A 15,800-nucleotide genomic window follows, 5' to 3' on the forward strand; every position below is an offset into this window, starting at 1 on the left:
AGACTTTCTCAGTGGCACGACGCGCGCGGCCGGAGCGCACCTGTGTGGGCTGTCGGCGGCGGGCGCCGGCCGGCGAACTGCTGCGGGTCGTGGCGGTCGGCGACGAGGCTGGCTACAGCCTCCGGCCCGACCCAGCCCGCAGACTGCCGGGTCGGGGCGCGAACATGCACCCGGATCCGGCCTGCTTCGCGCTGGCTGTTCGGCGCCGCGCCTTCGGGCGGGCGCTGCGCGTCACCGCGGTCCTCGACCACGGTGAGCTCGCGGAGCACATCGATGCGTCATCCACGACGTCCGGTCAACCCGACCGGGCGCGGGTCGCTAGCAAGGTAGGACGACCGACATGAGCACACGATGAAGTCCCTGAAATGACCAGGCTTCAAGTGCACGAGTGAGGTCGCTGCGGGTGCTGCCCGCACGACCTCGGAGTGAGGAGTGCAGTGGCAGGTAAGGCCCGCGTACACGAGCTTGCAAAAGAGCTCGGGGTCGAAAGCAAGACCGTTCTCGCCAAGCTCAAGGAGATGGGCGAGTTCGTGAAGTCCGCGTCCAGCACCGTCGAGGCGCCTGTCGCCCGGCGGCTGCGTGGCGCATTCGTCGCGTCCGCCGGTGGTTCGTCGGCTCCGTCCGCCCCGGCGGCGGCCGCCCCGAGCCCGGCAAGCCCGGCACCGACCCCGACCCCCTCTCCGACGCCGACCCCGGGTGCCCCCCGGGTCTCGGCCCGGCCCATGCCGCCCCGGCGGCCGGCCGCTACGCCCGCTGGGCCGAAGCCCAAGGGCCCGGTTCCCGGTCCGCCGCAGCCCGCGGCCCCGGTCGCCAAGCCGGCGAGCGCGCACGACATCGAGGTGGCGGCCGCCGAGGCGCGCGCCGCCGCCCTCAAGGCTGAGCAGGAGGCCGCGGTCAAGGCCGCGCAGGCCGCTCGCCAGCAGCAGCGGGAGAACGTCCGCCGGGAGCCCCCGGCCGAGGGCGGTCCCCGTCCGGGTCCGCGTCCGGGCCCGAACGCGGCGCCGCCGCGTCCGGGCACCCCGGCCGCCGGTCGTCCCGGTGGCCCGACCCCGGGTCCGGGTCCCCGACCGGGTGGTCGTCCGCCGGCGCGCGGTGCCGGTAACAACCCGTTCGGCATCCAGGGCGGCCAGCAGCAGCGGCCGCCGGCCGCCGGTGCCGGCGGTCCTCGGCCGAGCCCGGCCGGCATGCCGCCGCGGCCCAGCCCGGCTTCCATGCCGCCGCGGCCCAGCCCGGCCTCCATGCCGAGCCAGCGTCCCACCACCGGTCGCCCCGGCGGCCCCGGTGGCGGTCGTGGCGGCCCCGGTGGCGGCGCAGGCCGTCCCGGTGGTGGCGGTGGCTTCCGTGGCGGTCCCGGTGGTGGCGGCGGTGGCGGTGGCTACCGCGGCGGCCCCGGTGGTGGCGGCGGTGGCGGTGGCTACCGCGGCGGCCCCGGTGGTGGCGGCGGCGGTGCTCCCGGCGGCGGTTTCCGCCCGGGTGCCCCGGCCGGTGGCGGCGGTCGCCCCGGTGGTGGCGGTCGTGGCCGTGGCGGTGGCGCCGCGGGTGCCTTCGGGCGCCCGGGGGGTCGGCCGACCCGCGGTCGCAAGTCCAAGAAGCAGCGCAGACAGGAGTTCGACAACCTGTCGGCCCCGACCATGTCCTCGGGTGCCCCCCGGGGTCAGGGTCAGGTCGTCCGGCTCTCCCGTGGCGCCTCGCTGTCGGACTTCGCCGACAAGATCAACGCCAACCCGGGTTCACTGGTCCAGGAGATGTTCAACCTGGGCGAGATGGTGACCGCGACCCAGTCCTGCTCCGACGAGACCCTGCTGCTGCTGGGTGAGCACCTCGGCTTCGACGTGCAGATCGTCAGCCCGGAGGACGAGGACCGCGAGCTGCTCGCGCAGTTCAACATCGACCTGGACGCCGAGGTGGCGGAGGACCGTCTGGTCAGCCGGCCGCCGGTGGTGACCGTCATGGGTCACGTCGACCACGGTAAGACCAAGCTGCTCGACGCGATCCGTAAGGCGAACGTGGTGGCCGGTGAGGCGGGTGGCATCACCCAGCACATCGGCGCCTACCAGGTCCACGTCCCGCACGAGGGCGAGGACCGGGCGATCACGTTCATCGACACCCCGGGTCACGAGGCGTTCACCGCCATGCGTGCCCGTGGTGCGCAGGTCACCGACATCGTGATCCTGGTGGTCGCGGCCGACGACGGCGTGATGCCGCAGACGATCGAGGCGCTCAACCACGCCAAGGCGGCGGACGTGCCGATCGTCGTGGCGGTCAACAAGGTCGACAAGCCGGAGGCCAACCCCGACAAGGTCCGCCAGCAGCTGACCGAGTACGGCCTGGTCGCCGAGGAGTACGGCGGCGACACCATGTTCGTCAACGTGGCCGCCAAGCCGGGCATCGGCATCGAGGACCTGCTCGAGGCCGTGCTGCTGACCGCCGACGCGTCGCTGGAGCTGACCGCTCCGATCGACGGGCCGGCGCAGGGTGTGGCCATCGAGGCGCACCTGGACAAGGGCCGCGGTGCGGTGGCGACGGTGCTGGTGCAGAAGGGCACCCTCCGGGCGGGCGACTCGATCGTCGCCGGTGGGGCGCACGGCCGGGTCCGCGCGATGCTCGACGAGAACGGCAACCAGGTCGTCGAGGCCGGGCCGGCACGTCCGGTGATGGTGCTCGGTCTGACCGCGGTGCCGGGCGCGGGCGACACGTTCCTGGCGGCCGAGGACGACCGCACGGTGCGGCAGATCGCCGAGCAGCGGCAGGCACGGCGGCGGGCGGCGTCCTTCGCCAACTCCCGTGGCCGGGCGACCCTCGAGACGCTCATGGAGCAGCTCAAGGAGGGCGAGAAGACCTCGCTCAACCTGGTGCTCAAGGGCGACGTCTCCGGTTCCGTGGAGGCCCTCGAGGACGCGCTGTTCAACCTCGACATCCCCGAGGAGGTCCAGCTCAGGATCATCCACCGGGGCGTCGGTGCGATCACCGAGAGCGACGTCATGCTCGCGAGCGCCTCGACCGAGGCGGTCACGATCATCGGCTTCAACGTCCGGGCCGCCAACAAGGTCCGGGAGATCGCCGACCGCGAGGGCGTGGAGATCCGGTACTACACCGTCATCTACCAGGCCATCGAGGAGATCGACGCCGCCCTCAAGGGGCTGCTCAAGCCGGAGTACGAGGAGGTCGAGCTGGGCACCGCGGAGATCCGCGATGTGTTCCGTTCGTCCAAGATCGGCAACATCGCCGGTTGCATCGTCCGCTCCGGTCTCATCCGCCGCAACGCGAAGGCGCGTCTGCTGCGGGACGGGGCGGTCGTGGCGGACAACCTCACGATCAACTCGCTGAAGCGGTTCAAGGACGACGCCACGGAGGTCCGGGAGGGCTTCGAGTGTGGTCTGACTCTGGGTGGGTTCAACAACGTCCAGGTCGGCGACATCATCGAGACCTTCGAGATGCGGGAGAAGCCGCGCGCCTGATCACGCGCTGAACACACTGGTCGAGGGGTTTACGCCGGAAGGCGTAAACCCCTTGATCATGTGGGGCGGGTTGCGGGTATCGTCCGGGGCGATGTTCACCGGAACCGCGGTCTTCGACCTGCTCCTGCCGGGCGACTCCCGGTCGCTCAAGGCCAAGCGATCCTACGTGCGCCCCATCGTGGCGGCGCTGCGTCGATTCGAGGTGTCCGCCGCCGAGGTGGGCGCGCTCGACCTGCACGGCCGGGTGGAGATCGCCGTGGCGGTGGTGGCCGCCGAGGCGGCACATGTCCGCGAGGTGCTGGACTCGTGCGAGCGCCTGGTCGCCGGCCGGCCGGAGACCGAGCTGCTGTCGGTCCGCCGCCGGCTCTACGGCGAGGACGACTGACCTGCGGCTTGCTCGCCCGCGCGTCCGGTCGGTGACGGCACCGCCGGCTCCGCGCGCCGGGCGAGGCGGCGCGGGTAGTGTTCGAGATGTTGGCCGGTCCGGCCCGGCGGCGTGGTGGGCCGCCGTACCGGCCGGGAGGGGACACCGTGGAGGTGGGCGGAGATGACGGATCCGGCCAAGGTTCGCCGGCACGCGGAGCGCGTACGTGAACTGGTCGCGTCGGTGGTGCGGAGCCAGATCAAGGACCCGCGGCTCGGCATGATCACCATCACCGACGCGCGCATCACGGCGGACCTGCGCGACGCCACGGTCTTCTACACGGTCCTCGGCGACGCGGCGGCCCAGGCAGGCACGGCGGCGGCGCTGGAGAGCGCCAAGGGCATGCTGCGCAGCACGGTGGGCAAGGCGCTCGGGCTGCGCCACTCGCCGACGCTGACCTTCGTCCTCGACGACGTGCAGGACCAGGTCAAGCACATCGACGACCTGCTCGCGGCGGCCCGCACTGCCGACGCCGAGGTGCAGCGTCTCGCGGCCAGCGCCCAGTACGCGGGCGAGGCGCAGCCGTACCGGCTCGACGAGGACACCGACGAGGACACCGACGACACCGAGGACGACACCCCGCCCGCCGGCGGGGACCGGCGGTGAGCGGATCCCGCGGGCCGGTGGCCGCCGTCGTCGACGCGGCACCGGGCGACTCCGGACCGACCGCCGACGACTGGGCGGCCGCCGAATCGGTGCTCCGGGACCTGCCGGCCGACGCGCGGGTGCTGCTGATCTGTCACGTCAACCCGGACGGGGACGCGCTCGGCAGCATGCTCGGCTTCGGGCTCGGCCTGCGCCGCTTCGGCGTACGCCGGATGCAGGCCACGTTTCCGGGGCCGCCCGAGGTGCCCGAGCCGCTCCGCGGCCTGCCGGGGCTCGACCTGCTGGTGCCCGCGAGCGAGGCGTACGCCGATCCCGACCTGGTGATCTGCTTCGACGTGGCGAGCGAGTCACGTCTGGGCGACCTCGTCGACCGGCTGGACACCGCGGGAGTGGCGCTGGTGCTCGACCATCACGCGTCGAACACCCGCTTCGGCGGCGTGAACCTGGTGGATCCGCGCGCCGCCGCCACCTCGGTGGTCGCCGAGCAGTTGCTGGCCCGGCTCGCCGTGCCGCTGGACGCCGCGATCGCCGAGTGCCTGTACGTCGCGCTCACCACCGACACCGGCTCGTTCCGGTTCGAGGCGACCACCCCGGCGGTGCACGAGATGGCCGCCCGGTTGCTGGCCACCGGCATCCGTCCCGGAGACATCTCCCGGCGGGTCTTCGACACCCGGCCGTTCGGGGCGGTCCGGCTGTTCGGCGAAGCCCTCGGCCGGGCCCGGCTCGAGCCGTCCGCGGCCGGTGGCCGGGGTCTGGTCTGGACGTGGGCGGGGCTGGACGACCTGGCCCGGCACGGTCAGCGGCCGTACGTGCTCGAGGCGCTCATCGACTCGGTGCGCTGCACGGCCGAGGCCGACGTCAGCTGCGTGGTGAAGCAGACCGGCCCCGACGAGTGGGCCGTCTCGCTGCGCAGCAAGGGCGGCGTCGACGTGAGCCGGGTGGCGGTCGCCCTCGGGGGCGGCGGCCACCGGTTCGCCGCCGGCTTCACCGGTCGGGGCGCGCCCGAGGAAATAGTCGACCGGATCCGGGGGCAGCTCGACGCCGCGGTGATCCCGACCGCCGGCGGCTGACCGGGCCGGGAGGATCAGGTCGCTCCGGGCGACCGGGCCGCGAGGATCAGGGTCGGCTCCGGGCCTGGCGGCCTTCCCGTGCCCGGCGGGGGCGGGGAGAATCACGGAATGGAGCAGCCCCGTGACCTCACGGTCGAAATGCCCCGCACCTGGGACCGTCCCGCCGTCTCCGTCCCCGTGCTGCTGTGCCTCTCCCTCGTGGGTGGCCGGTTCGCCTCCTTCTCCACCGAGGCCAATCTCTACACTCTCGGCACCGGCGGGGTGCTGATCTGGCTCGGTCTCAGCAACCGGGTCCCGCGCCGGCCCGCGCCGGCCCGGCTCGGTGCCGGAGCGGCCTGGTGGGCGCTGCCGGTGGTGGTGTTCGGGGTCTTCGAGGGCGCCACCTTCGTGCTCGCGGCGGGCGACGAGTTCCCCACCTTCTCGCGGCTGGCGGATCCACTGCTGGAGGACCACCTGGTCCGTTCGGCGGCGTGGTTCGCCTGGCTGGCCGCGTTCTGGGGGCTGGTGCGGCGATGATGCGGGCGCTCGCCATCGGCGGTTTCCTGGCGGCCCTCGCGCTCTTCGGCGTCATCGAGTGGCTGGCCCGTCGCGAGGGTTCCCACGTCCCGACCCTCGGCGAGGTGTGCGCGTACGTCATGCGCTACGAGGTGGGATCGGTGCCGGTGGGCCGGATCGGTCTCTTCGGCTTCTGGTGGTGGCTCGGTTGGCACTTCCTGGCCCGTTGACGTCGCCCACCCGACCGTCCAAATGTCGGGAACCGGGCGCACCATGTGGACCTGAACGATAATTTGGGAAACGGCCGGCGTCACATCGATGGCGCAGGTCGTGGGGGTGGCGCCACACCCGGTGCCGCCTTCCTCCAGGGTCGACCGACCCGGGCTCACGCCGCCCGACCGGCCGCTCCGGTGACCCCGGACCGCCGCGGTGGCGCTTCGCAGGACCGCCCGTGAGGGCCGCCGCCCGTCGGTGGCTCACCCCCTGGAAGGAGCACCACGATGTCGAGCAAGCCCCAGCCGAAGCCCGAGACCACCGACGAGGGTCGCGAGCAGGCCCGCCGCGCGTTGCAGACCTCCATGGACACCCGTCAGTGACCCGTACCCGCCGGCGGTGACGCCGCGGACGCGCCGCGCCGGCAGCGTCACCGCCCCCTCGACCCGTTCCCGCTTGGACGGCGCTTCCCGACGTCCGTGACCGGCCGCTACGGTCGGCGCATGCGCCGGATCCTGGTCGTCGGCAGTGCGGGCGCCGGCAAGACCACGGTCGCCCGGGAGATCGCCCGCCGGCTCGACCTCCCGCTGATCCACCTGGATCGGCACTACTGGCAGCCCGGCTGGGTGGCGCCCGACGAGGTGGCCTGGCGGGACACCGTGGCCCGGCTCGCGGCCCGGCCCGCGTGGGTGATGGACGGCAACTACGCCGGCAGCCTCGACCTCCGCCTGCCCCGGGCCGACCTGCTCGTCTTCTGCGACCTGCCCCGGCTGCTCTGCCTGCGCCGGGTGCTGCAGCGCCGCTGGGCGCACCGCCGGGTCTCCCGCGCCGACCTGCCGGTCGGCTGCCCCGAGCGGATCGACCTCGATTTCCTCCGCTACGTGTGGCGCTATCCGCGCCGGTCCCGGCCCCGCCTGCTCGCCGCCGTCGCGTCGTCCGCACCGGGTATCCCCGTGGTGCGGCTGCGCAGCCGCACCGAGGTGCGCCGCTGGCTCGACACGCTCCCCGCCGGCCGGGCGCACGGCGGCTGATACGGCGGACGCCGGCCGCCCTACCGGGCCGCCGAGTCGGTGCCGACGGGCCGCTCGCCGGTGGCCGGTGGCCGGTGGCCCGGTGGCGGGTGGCCCGGTGGCCGGTGGCGGGTGGCCGGTGGCCGCTGGCCGCTCGCCCGGGACGTGGGCCGCCGTCGGGGCGCGGGCAGCGTGATCGACTCCGTTTCGCCGATGTGGCGGGGTCATCAGGCGTCGGATGCCGCCATCTCGCCGATCCGGTGTCGATCACTGACAATGGCCGCCAACCGCCAACCGCCAACCGCCAACCGCCAACCGTCGGCTGCCAAGCGGGCCACCCGCCACCGGGCCACCGGGCCAGCGGGCCACCGGGCCAGCGGGCCACCGGGCCACCGGCGAGCCAACCGTCAACCGTCAACCGCCAGCCGCCTGCCAACCGCCGCCAACCGCCAGCCGCCAACCGTCGGCCACCAACCGACAACCGCGGCCGCCCGTCGGTAAGTCACCATGCGCCTTGCGATCCTTACCGGACCATGCCAGGATCGGCGGCGATGAGCCAGACCGCCCCCGCCCCCACCCCGGCCGCCGCCCAGGCCGCCTCGCCGCGCCGGATCGCCGCGCTCGCGCTGCCGGCGCTCGTCGTGCTCGCCGCCGAACCGCTCTACGTGCTGGTCGACACCGCCGTGGTCGGGCACCTGGGCCGCGTGCCACTCGCCGCGCTCGCCGTCGGCGGAACGGTCATGACGCTCGCCGCGTGGCTCGGCACCGTCGTGGCGTACGGCACCACGGGCCGCTCGGCCCGCCGGTTCGGCGCGGGGGACCGGGCCGCCGCGGTCGCCGAGGGCGTGCAGTCGTCGTGGCTCGCGTTCGGCGTCGGGCTGCTGCTGGCGGTCGGCATGCAGGTCGGCGGCGGGGCGCTGGCGCGTACCCTCGTCGGCGGCCCGGGCGAGGTGGCCGACGCCGCTGCCCAGTGGCTGCGGATCGCGGCGCTCGGCGCTCCGGGCCTGCTGCTCGCGGCCGCCGGCAACGGCTGGATGCGCGGCGTCCAGGACACCCGCCGTCCGCTGGTGTTCGTGCTCGCGCCCAACCTCCTGTCCGCGCTGCTCTGCCCCCTGCTCGTCTACCCGGCCGGGTTGGGCCTGGCCGGTTCTGCGGTGGCCAACGCGGTCGCGCAGACGCTCGCCGGGGGCCTCTTCGCGGCGGCGCTGATCGCCGAGCGCGTCCCGCTGCGGCCCCGGCCGCGGCTGATCCGGCAGCAACTGGTGCTCAGCCGGGACCTGCTGATCCGCGGTGCGGCCTTCCAGGCCAGCTTCCTGTCCGCGACCGCGGTGGCCGCCCGCTTCGGGGCGGCGGCGGTGGGCGCCCACCAGATCGCCCTCCAGTTGTGGTTCTTCACGGCGCTGGTCCTCGACGCGCTCGCGATCGCCGCCCAGTCCCTGGTCGGCGCCGCCCTCGGGGCCGGCGACGACGCCGGCGCGCGGGCGCTGGCCCGCCGGGTCGCGCTGTTCGGCGGCGCCTGCGGGGTGGCGTTCGCCGTGGTCATCGGTGCCGGCGCGGGCGTGGTGCCGTCGTGGTTCAGCTCCGACCCTCTGGTACGCGAGCAGGCCATGGTGGCCTGGCCGTGGTTCGTGGCCATGCAGCCGCTGGCCGGGGTCGTGTTCGCCCTGGACGGCGTGCTGATCGGCGCGGGCGACGTCCGCTACCTGCGCAACCTCACCGTGGTGGCGGCGCTCGGCGGGTTCCTCCCGGCGATCTGGCTGGCCCACGGGCTCGACCTGGGGCTCGGCGGCATCTGGGCCGGGCTCACCCTCTTCGTGGTGCTCCGGCTGGTCGCGCTGCTGCTGCGGCTGCGTTCGGGTGCGTGGGCGGTGGTCGGCGCGGTCCGGTGAGGCCACTGGCCCGGTGTCTGGTGCCCGGCAGCGGCTCGGCCCCGGGCCGGACGCCCACGCCGGGCCGGCTGCCGCCGGGGGCGGCGACACCGTCTGGCAGGCTTGGCGGTCGTGAGCGCAGACGGTCTGATCGTGGTGGACAAGCCGGGTGGCATGACGTCGCACGACGTGGTGGCGCGGATCCGGCGGCTGGCCCGCACCCGACGGGTGGGGCACGGCGGCACGCTCGACCCGATGGCCACCGGCGTGCTGGTGATCGGGGTGGGCCGGGCCACCCGGCTGCTGACGTACGTGATCGGCGCGGGCAAGAGCTACACGGCCACCATCCGGCTCGGCCAGTCCACGGTCACCGACGACGCCGAGGGTGACGTCGTCCGCACGGCGCCGGCCGGGCAGCTCACGGACGAGGCGATCGGGGCCGCGCTCGCCGCGCTGACCGGCGAGATCGACCAGGTGCCCAGCGCCGTGAGCGCCATCAAGATCAACGGACAGCGGGCGTACAAGCGGGTGCGCGAGGGGGAGAGCGTCGAGCTGCCGGCCCGGCGGGTCACCGTGTCGCGGCTGGACCTGCTCGCCGTCCGGCGCGACGAGCCCGACGTGGTCGACGTGGACGTCGACGTCACCTGCTCCTCCGGCACGTACATCCGGGCCATCGCCCGGGACGCGGGCCTCGCGCTCGGCGTCGGCGGCCACCTGACGGCCCTGCGGCGTACGGCGGTGGGCGGGTTCGCCCTGACCGAGGCCGCGACGCTGGACGAGCTGGAGCGGCGGGCGCCGGAGGTGGTCACGTTGCCGCTCGCCGCGGCGGCGGACCGGTTCTTCCCGCGCCGGGACGCCACCGCCGCGGAGGCCACGCTGCTCTCGCACGGCGGGCCGTTGGATCCGGCGGGGATCGCCGGGCCGTACGCCGTGTTCGATCCGGCCGGCGGCCTGATCGCTATCGTCAGCGAGCGGGAGGGGCGGGCCCGCGCGGAGATCGTGCTCGCACCGGCCTGACGGCACGCCGGCCGGAGCGCCGGCGCGGTCTCGGGGCGGGTTCGCGGAGCGGGCAGAGGCAGGAAGGGAGCGGCATGCAGCGGTGGCGGGGGTACGACGCGGCGCCCGGTGGGTGGGGGCGGTCCGTCCTGACGATCGGTGTCTTCGACGGCGTGCACAAGGGGCACCAGGCGACCATCGGGCACGCCGTGGCGCGGGCCCGGGAGCTGGGCGTGCAGTCGGTGGTGGTCACCTTCGACCCGCACCCGGCCGAGGTCGTCCGCCCGGGATCGCACCCGGCGGTGCTCACCGAGCCGGCCCGCAAGGCCGAGTTGATCGAGGAACTCGGCGTCGACGTGCTCTGCGTGGTGCCGTTCACCCCGGACTTCTCCCGGCTGCCTGCCGAGGCGTTCGTGCACGACGTGCTGGTCGAGCACCTGCACGCGGCGCTGGTCGTGGTGGGGGACAACTTCCGCTTCGGCCACCGGGCGGCCGGTGACGTGGCGCTGCTGGAGCGGCTGGGCCGGACCTTCGGCTTCGGGGTGGAGGGCGCGCCGCTGGTGGCCGAGGACGGCACGGTCTTCTCCTCGACGTACATCCGCTCCTGTGTGGACGCCGGTGACGTCGGCGCGGCGGCGGCGGCGCTGGGCCGGCCGCACCGGGTGGAGGGCGTGGTGGTCCGGGGCGACCAGCGCGGTCGTGAGCTGGGCTTCCCCACGGCCAACCTGCTCTGCCACCGGTACGCGGCGATCCCGGCCGACGGCGTGTACGCGGCCCGCCTGGTCCGGCGGGGTCACCGTGAGCCGCTCCTCGCGGCGGTCTCGGTCGGCACCAACCCGACCTTCTCCGGGCGCGAGCGGCGGGTCGAGGCGTACGTCCTGGACTTCGACGGCGACCTGTACGGCGAGCGGCTGGCGCTCGACTTCGTGGCGCACCTGCGCGGGCAGATCCGGTACGACGCGATCGAACCGCTGATCGCGCAGATGCACCAGGACGTGGAGCGTGCGCGCCGGGCGCTCGGCTGACGGCCGCCCCCGGCGCTGGATGCGCTCCCACGGGGTGTCGCCCGGGCGGCGCGCCCGGGTCGGCCGCCCTTGGCCGGGCCGTACCGGCGACGGCTGGTAGTCTGGCGGGGACGTCGGATGACCGACGTGGGGCCTCGCGTGCCTGCTCGACGCCGCGGGTGCGAGGTGCCGGTCCGGGTCCGGTCCACCGACCGGGACGACGGACATCAGTGATCAACCCATCGAAACAGGGAGAACATGGCGCTCGACCAGGAAGCCAAGGCCAAGATCCGCGCGGAGTACGCGACCGCCGAGGGCGACACCGGTTCGCCGGAGGTGCAGGTCGCGGTCCTCACCAAGCGGATCGCCGAGCTCACCGAGCACCTGAAGGTGCACAAGCACGACCACCACAGCCGCCGCGGGCTGCTGCTGCTGGTCGGCCGTCGCCGTCGGCTGCTCAACTACGTCCAGAAGAAGGACATCAACCGCTACCGGTCGCTCATCGAGCGGCTCGGTCTGCGCCGGTGACGTGACGGGGGAGCGGCCACCGGGCCGCTCCCCCTTCCGGTACCACAGGAAGAGAACAGGGCAGCGCGACCACCCGAGCAGGGAGCCTGGTCAGCGTACCGGTCTCCGGTAGTGGCCCCCGGGTCGTTCGGCACTCCGCCGCATCCCGGGCGCTTCGATCGAAGACCGGCCGTCTGAGCAGCTCCCCGCGTCGCGAGCCCCCGATGCGAAGGAGCACGACTGCACCATGACCGAGACCAGACTCGGCACCGAATCCCGCACCGCCGTGATCGACAACGGGTCGTTCGGCACCCGTGAGATCACCTTCTCCACCGGTCGGCTGGCCCGTCAGGCCGCCGGCTCGGTCGTCGCTCAGCTGGGCGAGACCGTCGTCCTCTCCGCCACCACCGCTAGCAAGCAGCCGCGGGAGTCGTTCGACTTCTTCCCGCTGACCGTGGACGTGGAGGAGCGGATGTACGCCGCGGGCCGGATCCCCGGCTCGTTCTTCCGCCGCGAGGGCCGGCCGAGCGAGGACGCCATCCTCACCTGCCGCCTGATCGACCGGCCGCTGCGCCCGTCGTTCGTCAAGGGCCTGCGCAACGAGGTCCAGGTCGTCGAGACCGTCCTCGCCCTCGACCCGCAGCACCCCTACGACGTGGTGGCCATCAACGCCGCCTCGATGTCGACCAAGCTGTCGGGCCTGCCGTTCTCCGGCCCCATCGGGGCGACCCGGATGGCCCACATCGACGGCCAGTGGGTCGCCTTCCCGACCCACGAGGAGCTGGCCCGGGCCACCTTCGACATGGTCGTGGCCGGCCGGGCGCTGCCCGACGGCGACGTCGCGATCATGATGGTCGAGGCCGAGGCCACCGAGCACACCGTGGCGCTGGTCGCCGGCGGCGCGCCCGCTCCCACCGAGGAGATCGTGGCGAGCGGCCTGGAGGCCGCCAAGCCGGCCATCCGCGAGCTGTGCCGGGCGCAGAGCGAGCTGGCCGACGTGGCCGCCAAGCCGGTCGCCGAGTTCCCGGTCTTCCTTGACTACTCCGACGACGCGTACGACGCCGTGGCCGACCTGGCCCGGGCCGACGTCGCCGAGGCCCTGAAGATCGCCGGCAAGGCCGACCGCGAGGAGGCCCTGGACCGGGTGAAGGCCCGGGTCGCCGAGGAGCTCGGCCCGCGCTTCGAGGGCCGGGAGAAGGAGCTGTCCGCGGCGTTCCGCTCGCTGACCAAGTCCGAGGTCCGCAGCCGCGTGCTGCGCGAGCAGGTCCGCATCGACGGCCGCGGCCCGCGCGACATCCGCCCGCTGACCGCCGAGGTCGGCGTGCTGCCCCGCGTGCACGGCTCGGCCCTCTTCGAGCGCGGCGAGACCCAGATCCTGGGCGTCACGACGCTCAACATGCTCCGCATGGAGCAGGCTCTGGACACGCTCTCCCCGGAGAAGTCCAAGCGCTACATGCACAACTACAACTTCCCGCCGTACTCGACCGGTGAGACCGGCCGGGTCGGCTCGCCGAAGCGGCGCGAGATCGGCCACGGCGCGCTCGCCGAGCGGGCGCTCATCCCGGTGCTGCCGTCGCGCGAGGAGTTCCCGTACGCCATCCGGCAGGTCTCCGAGGCGCTCGGCTCCAACGGCTCCACCTCGATGGGCTCGGTCTGCGCCTCCACGCTGGGCCTGCTCTCGGCCGGTGTGCCGCTGAAGGCGCCGGTCGCGGGCATCGCCATGGGCCTCATCTCCGACGAGGTCGAGGGCAAGACCCAGTACGTGACGCTCACCGACATCCTCGGCGCCGAGGACGCGTTCGGCGACATGGACTTCAAGGTCGCCGGCACGCGGGACTTCGTGACGGCCCTCCAGCTCGACACGAAGCTCGACGGCATTCCGTCGGACGTGCTGGCCGGCGCGCTCCAGCAGGCGCACGAGGCCCGGCAGACGATCCTCGACGTCATGCAGTCGGCGATCGAGGGGCCGGCCGCGATGAGCGACTACGCGCCGCGGGTCACCACCGTGAAGATCCCGGTCGACAAGATCGGCATGGTGATCGGCCCCAAGGGTCAGACCATCAACGCCATCCAGGACGAGACCGGCGCCGAGATCTCCATCGAGGACGACGGCACGATCTACGTCGGCGCGACCAACGGCCCGTCCGCCCAGGCGGCCGTGGACCGGATCAACGGGATCGCCAACCCGACGCTGCCGAAGGTCGGCGAGCGGTTCCTCGGCACCGTGGTGAAGACGGCCGCGTTCGGCGCGTTCATCTCGCTGGTGCCCGGCCGCGACGGTCTGCTGCACATCTCCAAGGTGGGCGACGGCAAGCGGGTCGAGAAGGTCGAGGACTTCCTCAACGTGGGTGACCGCGTCGAGGTGGAGATCGCCGACATCGACCAGCGCGGCAAGATCTACCTGGACAAGGTCCGCCCCGAGGGCGCCGAGGCGCCGGCCGCCGGGGAGGCCGCCGAGGGCGAGCGTCCCGCCGGCCGCGAGCGCGGCGACCGTGGTCCGCGTGACCGCGGTGACCGCGAGCGTGGCGGCCGCGGGCCGGACCGTGGCGAGCGGGGCCCGGGCGGCGAGGGTGGCGAGGGCGGCGGCGAGTCGCGTCCGCGCCGCCGGACCCGGCACAGCTGACCCTTCGCACCACCGCACCTCCACCCCTCGTCGATCTGGGAGCAATACGTGAGTCGGGCCGATCGTGCGCCGTTTCCGCCGGATCGACGGGGGGTGGCGTCTTTCCGGCCCACCGGCTTCGGCGGTGCCGGCCGGGCCTCCGGCATCGGCCGGGCTTCGGGCGCCAGCGGCGCTTCGGGCACCGGCCGGGCTTCCGGGGCCGGCCGGGCGGTGACCCGGACGATCAGCGCGGACCCGCTGGGCGGCACGGTACGACGTACCGTGCTCCCCAGCGGTCTGCGCGTGCTCACCGAGGCGATCCCCGCCATGCGCAGCGTGTCGTTCGGCATCTGGGTGGCGGTTGGCTCCCGCGACGAGACCGGCACCCAGTCCGGGGCGGCCCACTTCCTGGAGCACCTGCTCTTCAAGGGCACCCGCAAGCGCAGCGCGCTGGAGATCTCCTCGGCGATCGAGGCGGTGGGCGGCGAGACCAACGCGTTCACCACCAAGGAGTACACCTGCTACTACGCCCGGGTGCTGGATGAGGATCTGCCCCTGGCCATCGACGTCATGTGTGACCTGGTCGCCGACTCCGTGCTCGAGGCGGCGGACGTGGAGACCGAGCGGGGCGTGATCCTCGAGGAGATCGCCATGCACGACGACGAGCCCGGTGACGAGGTGCACGACCTCTTCTCGCGGGCCGTCTACGGCGACCACCCCCTGGGCCGGCTGATTTCCGGCACCGAGGCGACGGTCACGCCCATGACCCGGCGACAGATCCAGAGCTTCTACCGGCGGCACTACACCGCGCCGCAGATCGTCGTGGCCGCGGCCGGGAACCTCGACCACGCCGCCGTGGTCAAGCTGGTCCGGCAGGCCCTACGCGGCACGCCGCTGGACACCGAGCCCGCCACGCCGGCGCCGCACCGCCCGGCGGCTCCGGCCGTACGCACCCGGCCCGTCGAGACCCTCGTCGAGTCGAAGGAGACGGAGCAGGCCCACGTCATCCTCGGCTGCCCCGGCATCGACCGGACCGACGACCGCCGGTTCGCGCTCGGCGTGCTCAACAACGTGCTCGGCGGCGGGATGTCGAGCCGGCTGTTCCAGGAGATCCGCGAGCAGCGGGGCCTCGCCTACTCGGTCTACTCGTACGCGAGCCAGTACGCCGACACCGGCCTGTTCGCCGTGTACGCGGGCTGCGCCCCCGGCAAGGTGGACGAGGTCCTGGAGCTGACCCGCGTCGAGTTGGCGCGGGTGGCCGCCGACGGGCTCACCGAGGCCGAGGTGGCGCGGGGCAAGGGCATGTCCAAGGGGTCGTTCGTGCTGGGCCTGGAGGACACCGGCTCGCGGATGAGCCGGCTCGCCAAGGGGGAGCTGCTCTTCGGCGACCTGATGCCGGTGGACGAGCTGCTCGCGCGGGTGGACGCGGTGACCGTCGAGGACGTCAACAAGCTGGCCGCCGACCTGCTAGCCCGACCGATGTCCCTCGCGGTGGTCGGCCCGTTCACCAAGACCGACTTCACAACCGCCTGACCCGCCCGCCGGCC

General features: G+C 73.8%; 14 protein-coding genes. All 14 read left to right on the forward strand.

Translation table 11 applies throughout. The annotated features are described in order from the left end of the window. Nucleotides 1-11 precede the first annotated feature (11 nt). The 14 genes from ACSNOA_RS09110 to ACSNOA_RS09175 all read left to right on the forward strand — a co-directional run bounded on the left by ACSNOA_RS09110 (nucleotide 12) and on the right by ACSNOA_RS09175 (nucleotide 15,786). Nucleotides 12-344 (forward strand): YlxR family protein, encoded by a 333-nt coding sequence (locus tag ACSNOA_RS09110; protein ID WP_436657514.1) that lies wholly within the window; start codon nucleotides 12-14, stop codon nucleotides 342-344. 93 nt (nucleotides 345-437) lie between these two features. Continuing rightward, nucleotides 438-3,458 carry a translation initiation factor IF-2 gene (gene infB / locus ACSNOA_RS09115; protein WP_436657515.1) on the forward strand — a complete coding sequence of 1,007 codons (3,021 nt, stop codon included), beginning with the start codon at nucleotides 438-440 and terminating at the stop codon, nucleotides 3,456-3,458. Nucleotides 3,459-3,549: 91 nt separating this feature from the next. After that, nucleotides 3,550-3,843 (forward strand): DUF503 domain-containing protein, encoded by a 294-nt coding sequence (locus ACSNOA_RS09120; protein WP_436657516.1) that lies wholly within the window; start codon nucleotides 3,550-3,552, stop codon nucleotides 3,841-3,843. 162 nt (nucleotides 3,844-4,005) lie between these two features. Continuing rightward, on the forward strand, nucleotides 4,006-4,488 hold the full coding sequence (gene rbfA, locus ACSNOA_RS09125) for a 30S ribosome-binding factor RbfA (protein WP_436657517.1): 483 nt from the start codon (nucleotides 4,006-4,008) through the stop codon (nucleotides 4,486-4,488). Beyond that, on the forward strand, nucleotides 4,485-5,558 hold the full coding sequence (locus tag ACSNOA_RS09130; protein WP_436657518.1) for a DHH family phosphoesterase: 1,074 nt from the start codon (nucleotides 4,485-4,487) through the stop codon (nucleotides 5,556-5,558). The genes rbfA and ACSNOA_RS09130 overlap by 4 nt, the downstream gene beginning before the upstream one ends. 108 nt (nucleotides 5,559-5,666) lie before the next feature. Further along, nucleotides 5,667-6,074 (forward strand): hypothetical protein, encoded by a 408-nt coding sequence (locus ACSNOA_RS09135; protein WP_436657519.1) that lies wholly within the window; start codon nucleotides 5,667-5,669, stop codon nucleotides 6,072-6,074. Continuing rightward, nucleotides 6,074-6,283 (forward strand): DUF6186 family protein, encoded by a 210-nt coding sequence (locus ACSNOA_RS09140; protein ID WP_436658353.1) that lies wholly within the window; start codon nucleotides 6,074-6,076, stop codon nucleotides 6,281-6,283. Before ACSNOA_RS09135 ends, ACSNOA_RS09140 begins: the two co-directional genes overlap by 1 nt. A 486-nt stretch (nucleotides 6,284-6,769) precedes the next feature. Continuing rightward, a complete protein-coding gene (locus tag ACSNOA_RS09145; protein ID WP_436657520.1) occupies nucleotides 6,770-7,297 on the forward strand; it encodes an adenylate kinase in 528 nt (175 codons plus the stop codon). A gap of 530 nt (nucleotides 7,298-7,827) precedes the next feature. After that, nucleotides 7,828-9,165: an MATE family efflux transporter gene (locus ACSNOA_RS09150; RefSeq protein WP_436657521.1), complete on the forward strand. Its 1,338-nt coding sequence runs from the start codon at nucleotides 7,828-7,830 to the stop codon at nucleotides 9,163-9,165. Between the two features lie 93 nt (nucleotides 9,166-9,258). Next, nucleotides 9,259-10,161 (forward strand): tRNA pseudouridine(55) synthase TruB, encoded by a 903-nt coding sequence (gene truB, locus ACSNOA_RS09155; protein WP_436658354.1) that lies wholly within the window; start codon nucleotides 9,259-9,261, stop codon nucleotides 10,159-10,161. Between the two features lie 74 nt (nucleotides 10,162-10,235). Beyond that, on the forward strand, nucleotides 10,236-11,165 hold the full coding sequence (locus ACSNOA_RS09160) for a bifunctional riboflavin kinase/FAD synthetase (protein ID WP_436657522.1): 930 nt from the start codon (nucleotides 10,236-10,238) through the stop codon (nucleotides 11,163-11,165). 237 nt (nucleotides 11,166-11,402) lie between these two features. Beyond that, entirely contained in the window at nucleotides 11,403-11,672 is a 270-nt protein-coding gene (gene rpsO, locus ACSNOA_RS09165; protein ID WP_043962418.1) for a 30S ribosomal protein S15, read from the forward strand. Nucleotides 11,673-11,898: 226 nt separating this feature from the next. Next, a complete protein-coding gene (locus ACSNOA_RS09170) occupies nucleotides 11,899-14,274 on the forward strand; it encodes a polyribonucleotide nucleotidyltransferase (protein ID WP_436657523.1) in 2,376 nt (791 codons plus the stop codon). A gap of 48 nt (nucleotides 14,275-14,322) precedes the next feature. Next, on the forward strand, nucleotides 14,323-15,786 hold the full coding sequence (locus ACSNOA_RS09175; RefSeq protein ID WP_436657524.1) for a M16 family metallopeptidase: 1,464 nt from the start codon (nucleotides 14,323-14,325) through the stop codon (nucleotides 15,784-15,786). The last annotated feature ends 14 nt before the right edge of the window (nucleotides 15,787-15,800 follow it).

The sequence above is a fragment of the Micromonospora sp. URMC 103 genome (assembly GCF_051386435.1).
Classification (GTDB): domain Bacteria; phylum Actinomycetota; class Actinomycetes; order Mycobacteriales; family Micromonosporaceae; genus Micromonospora.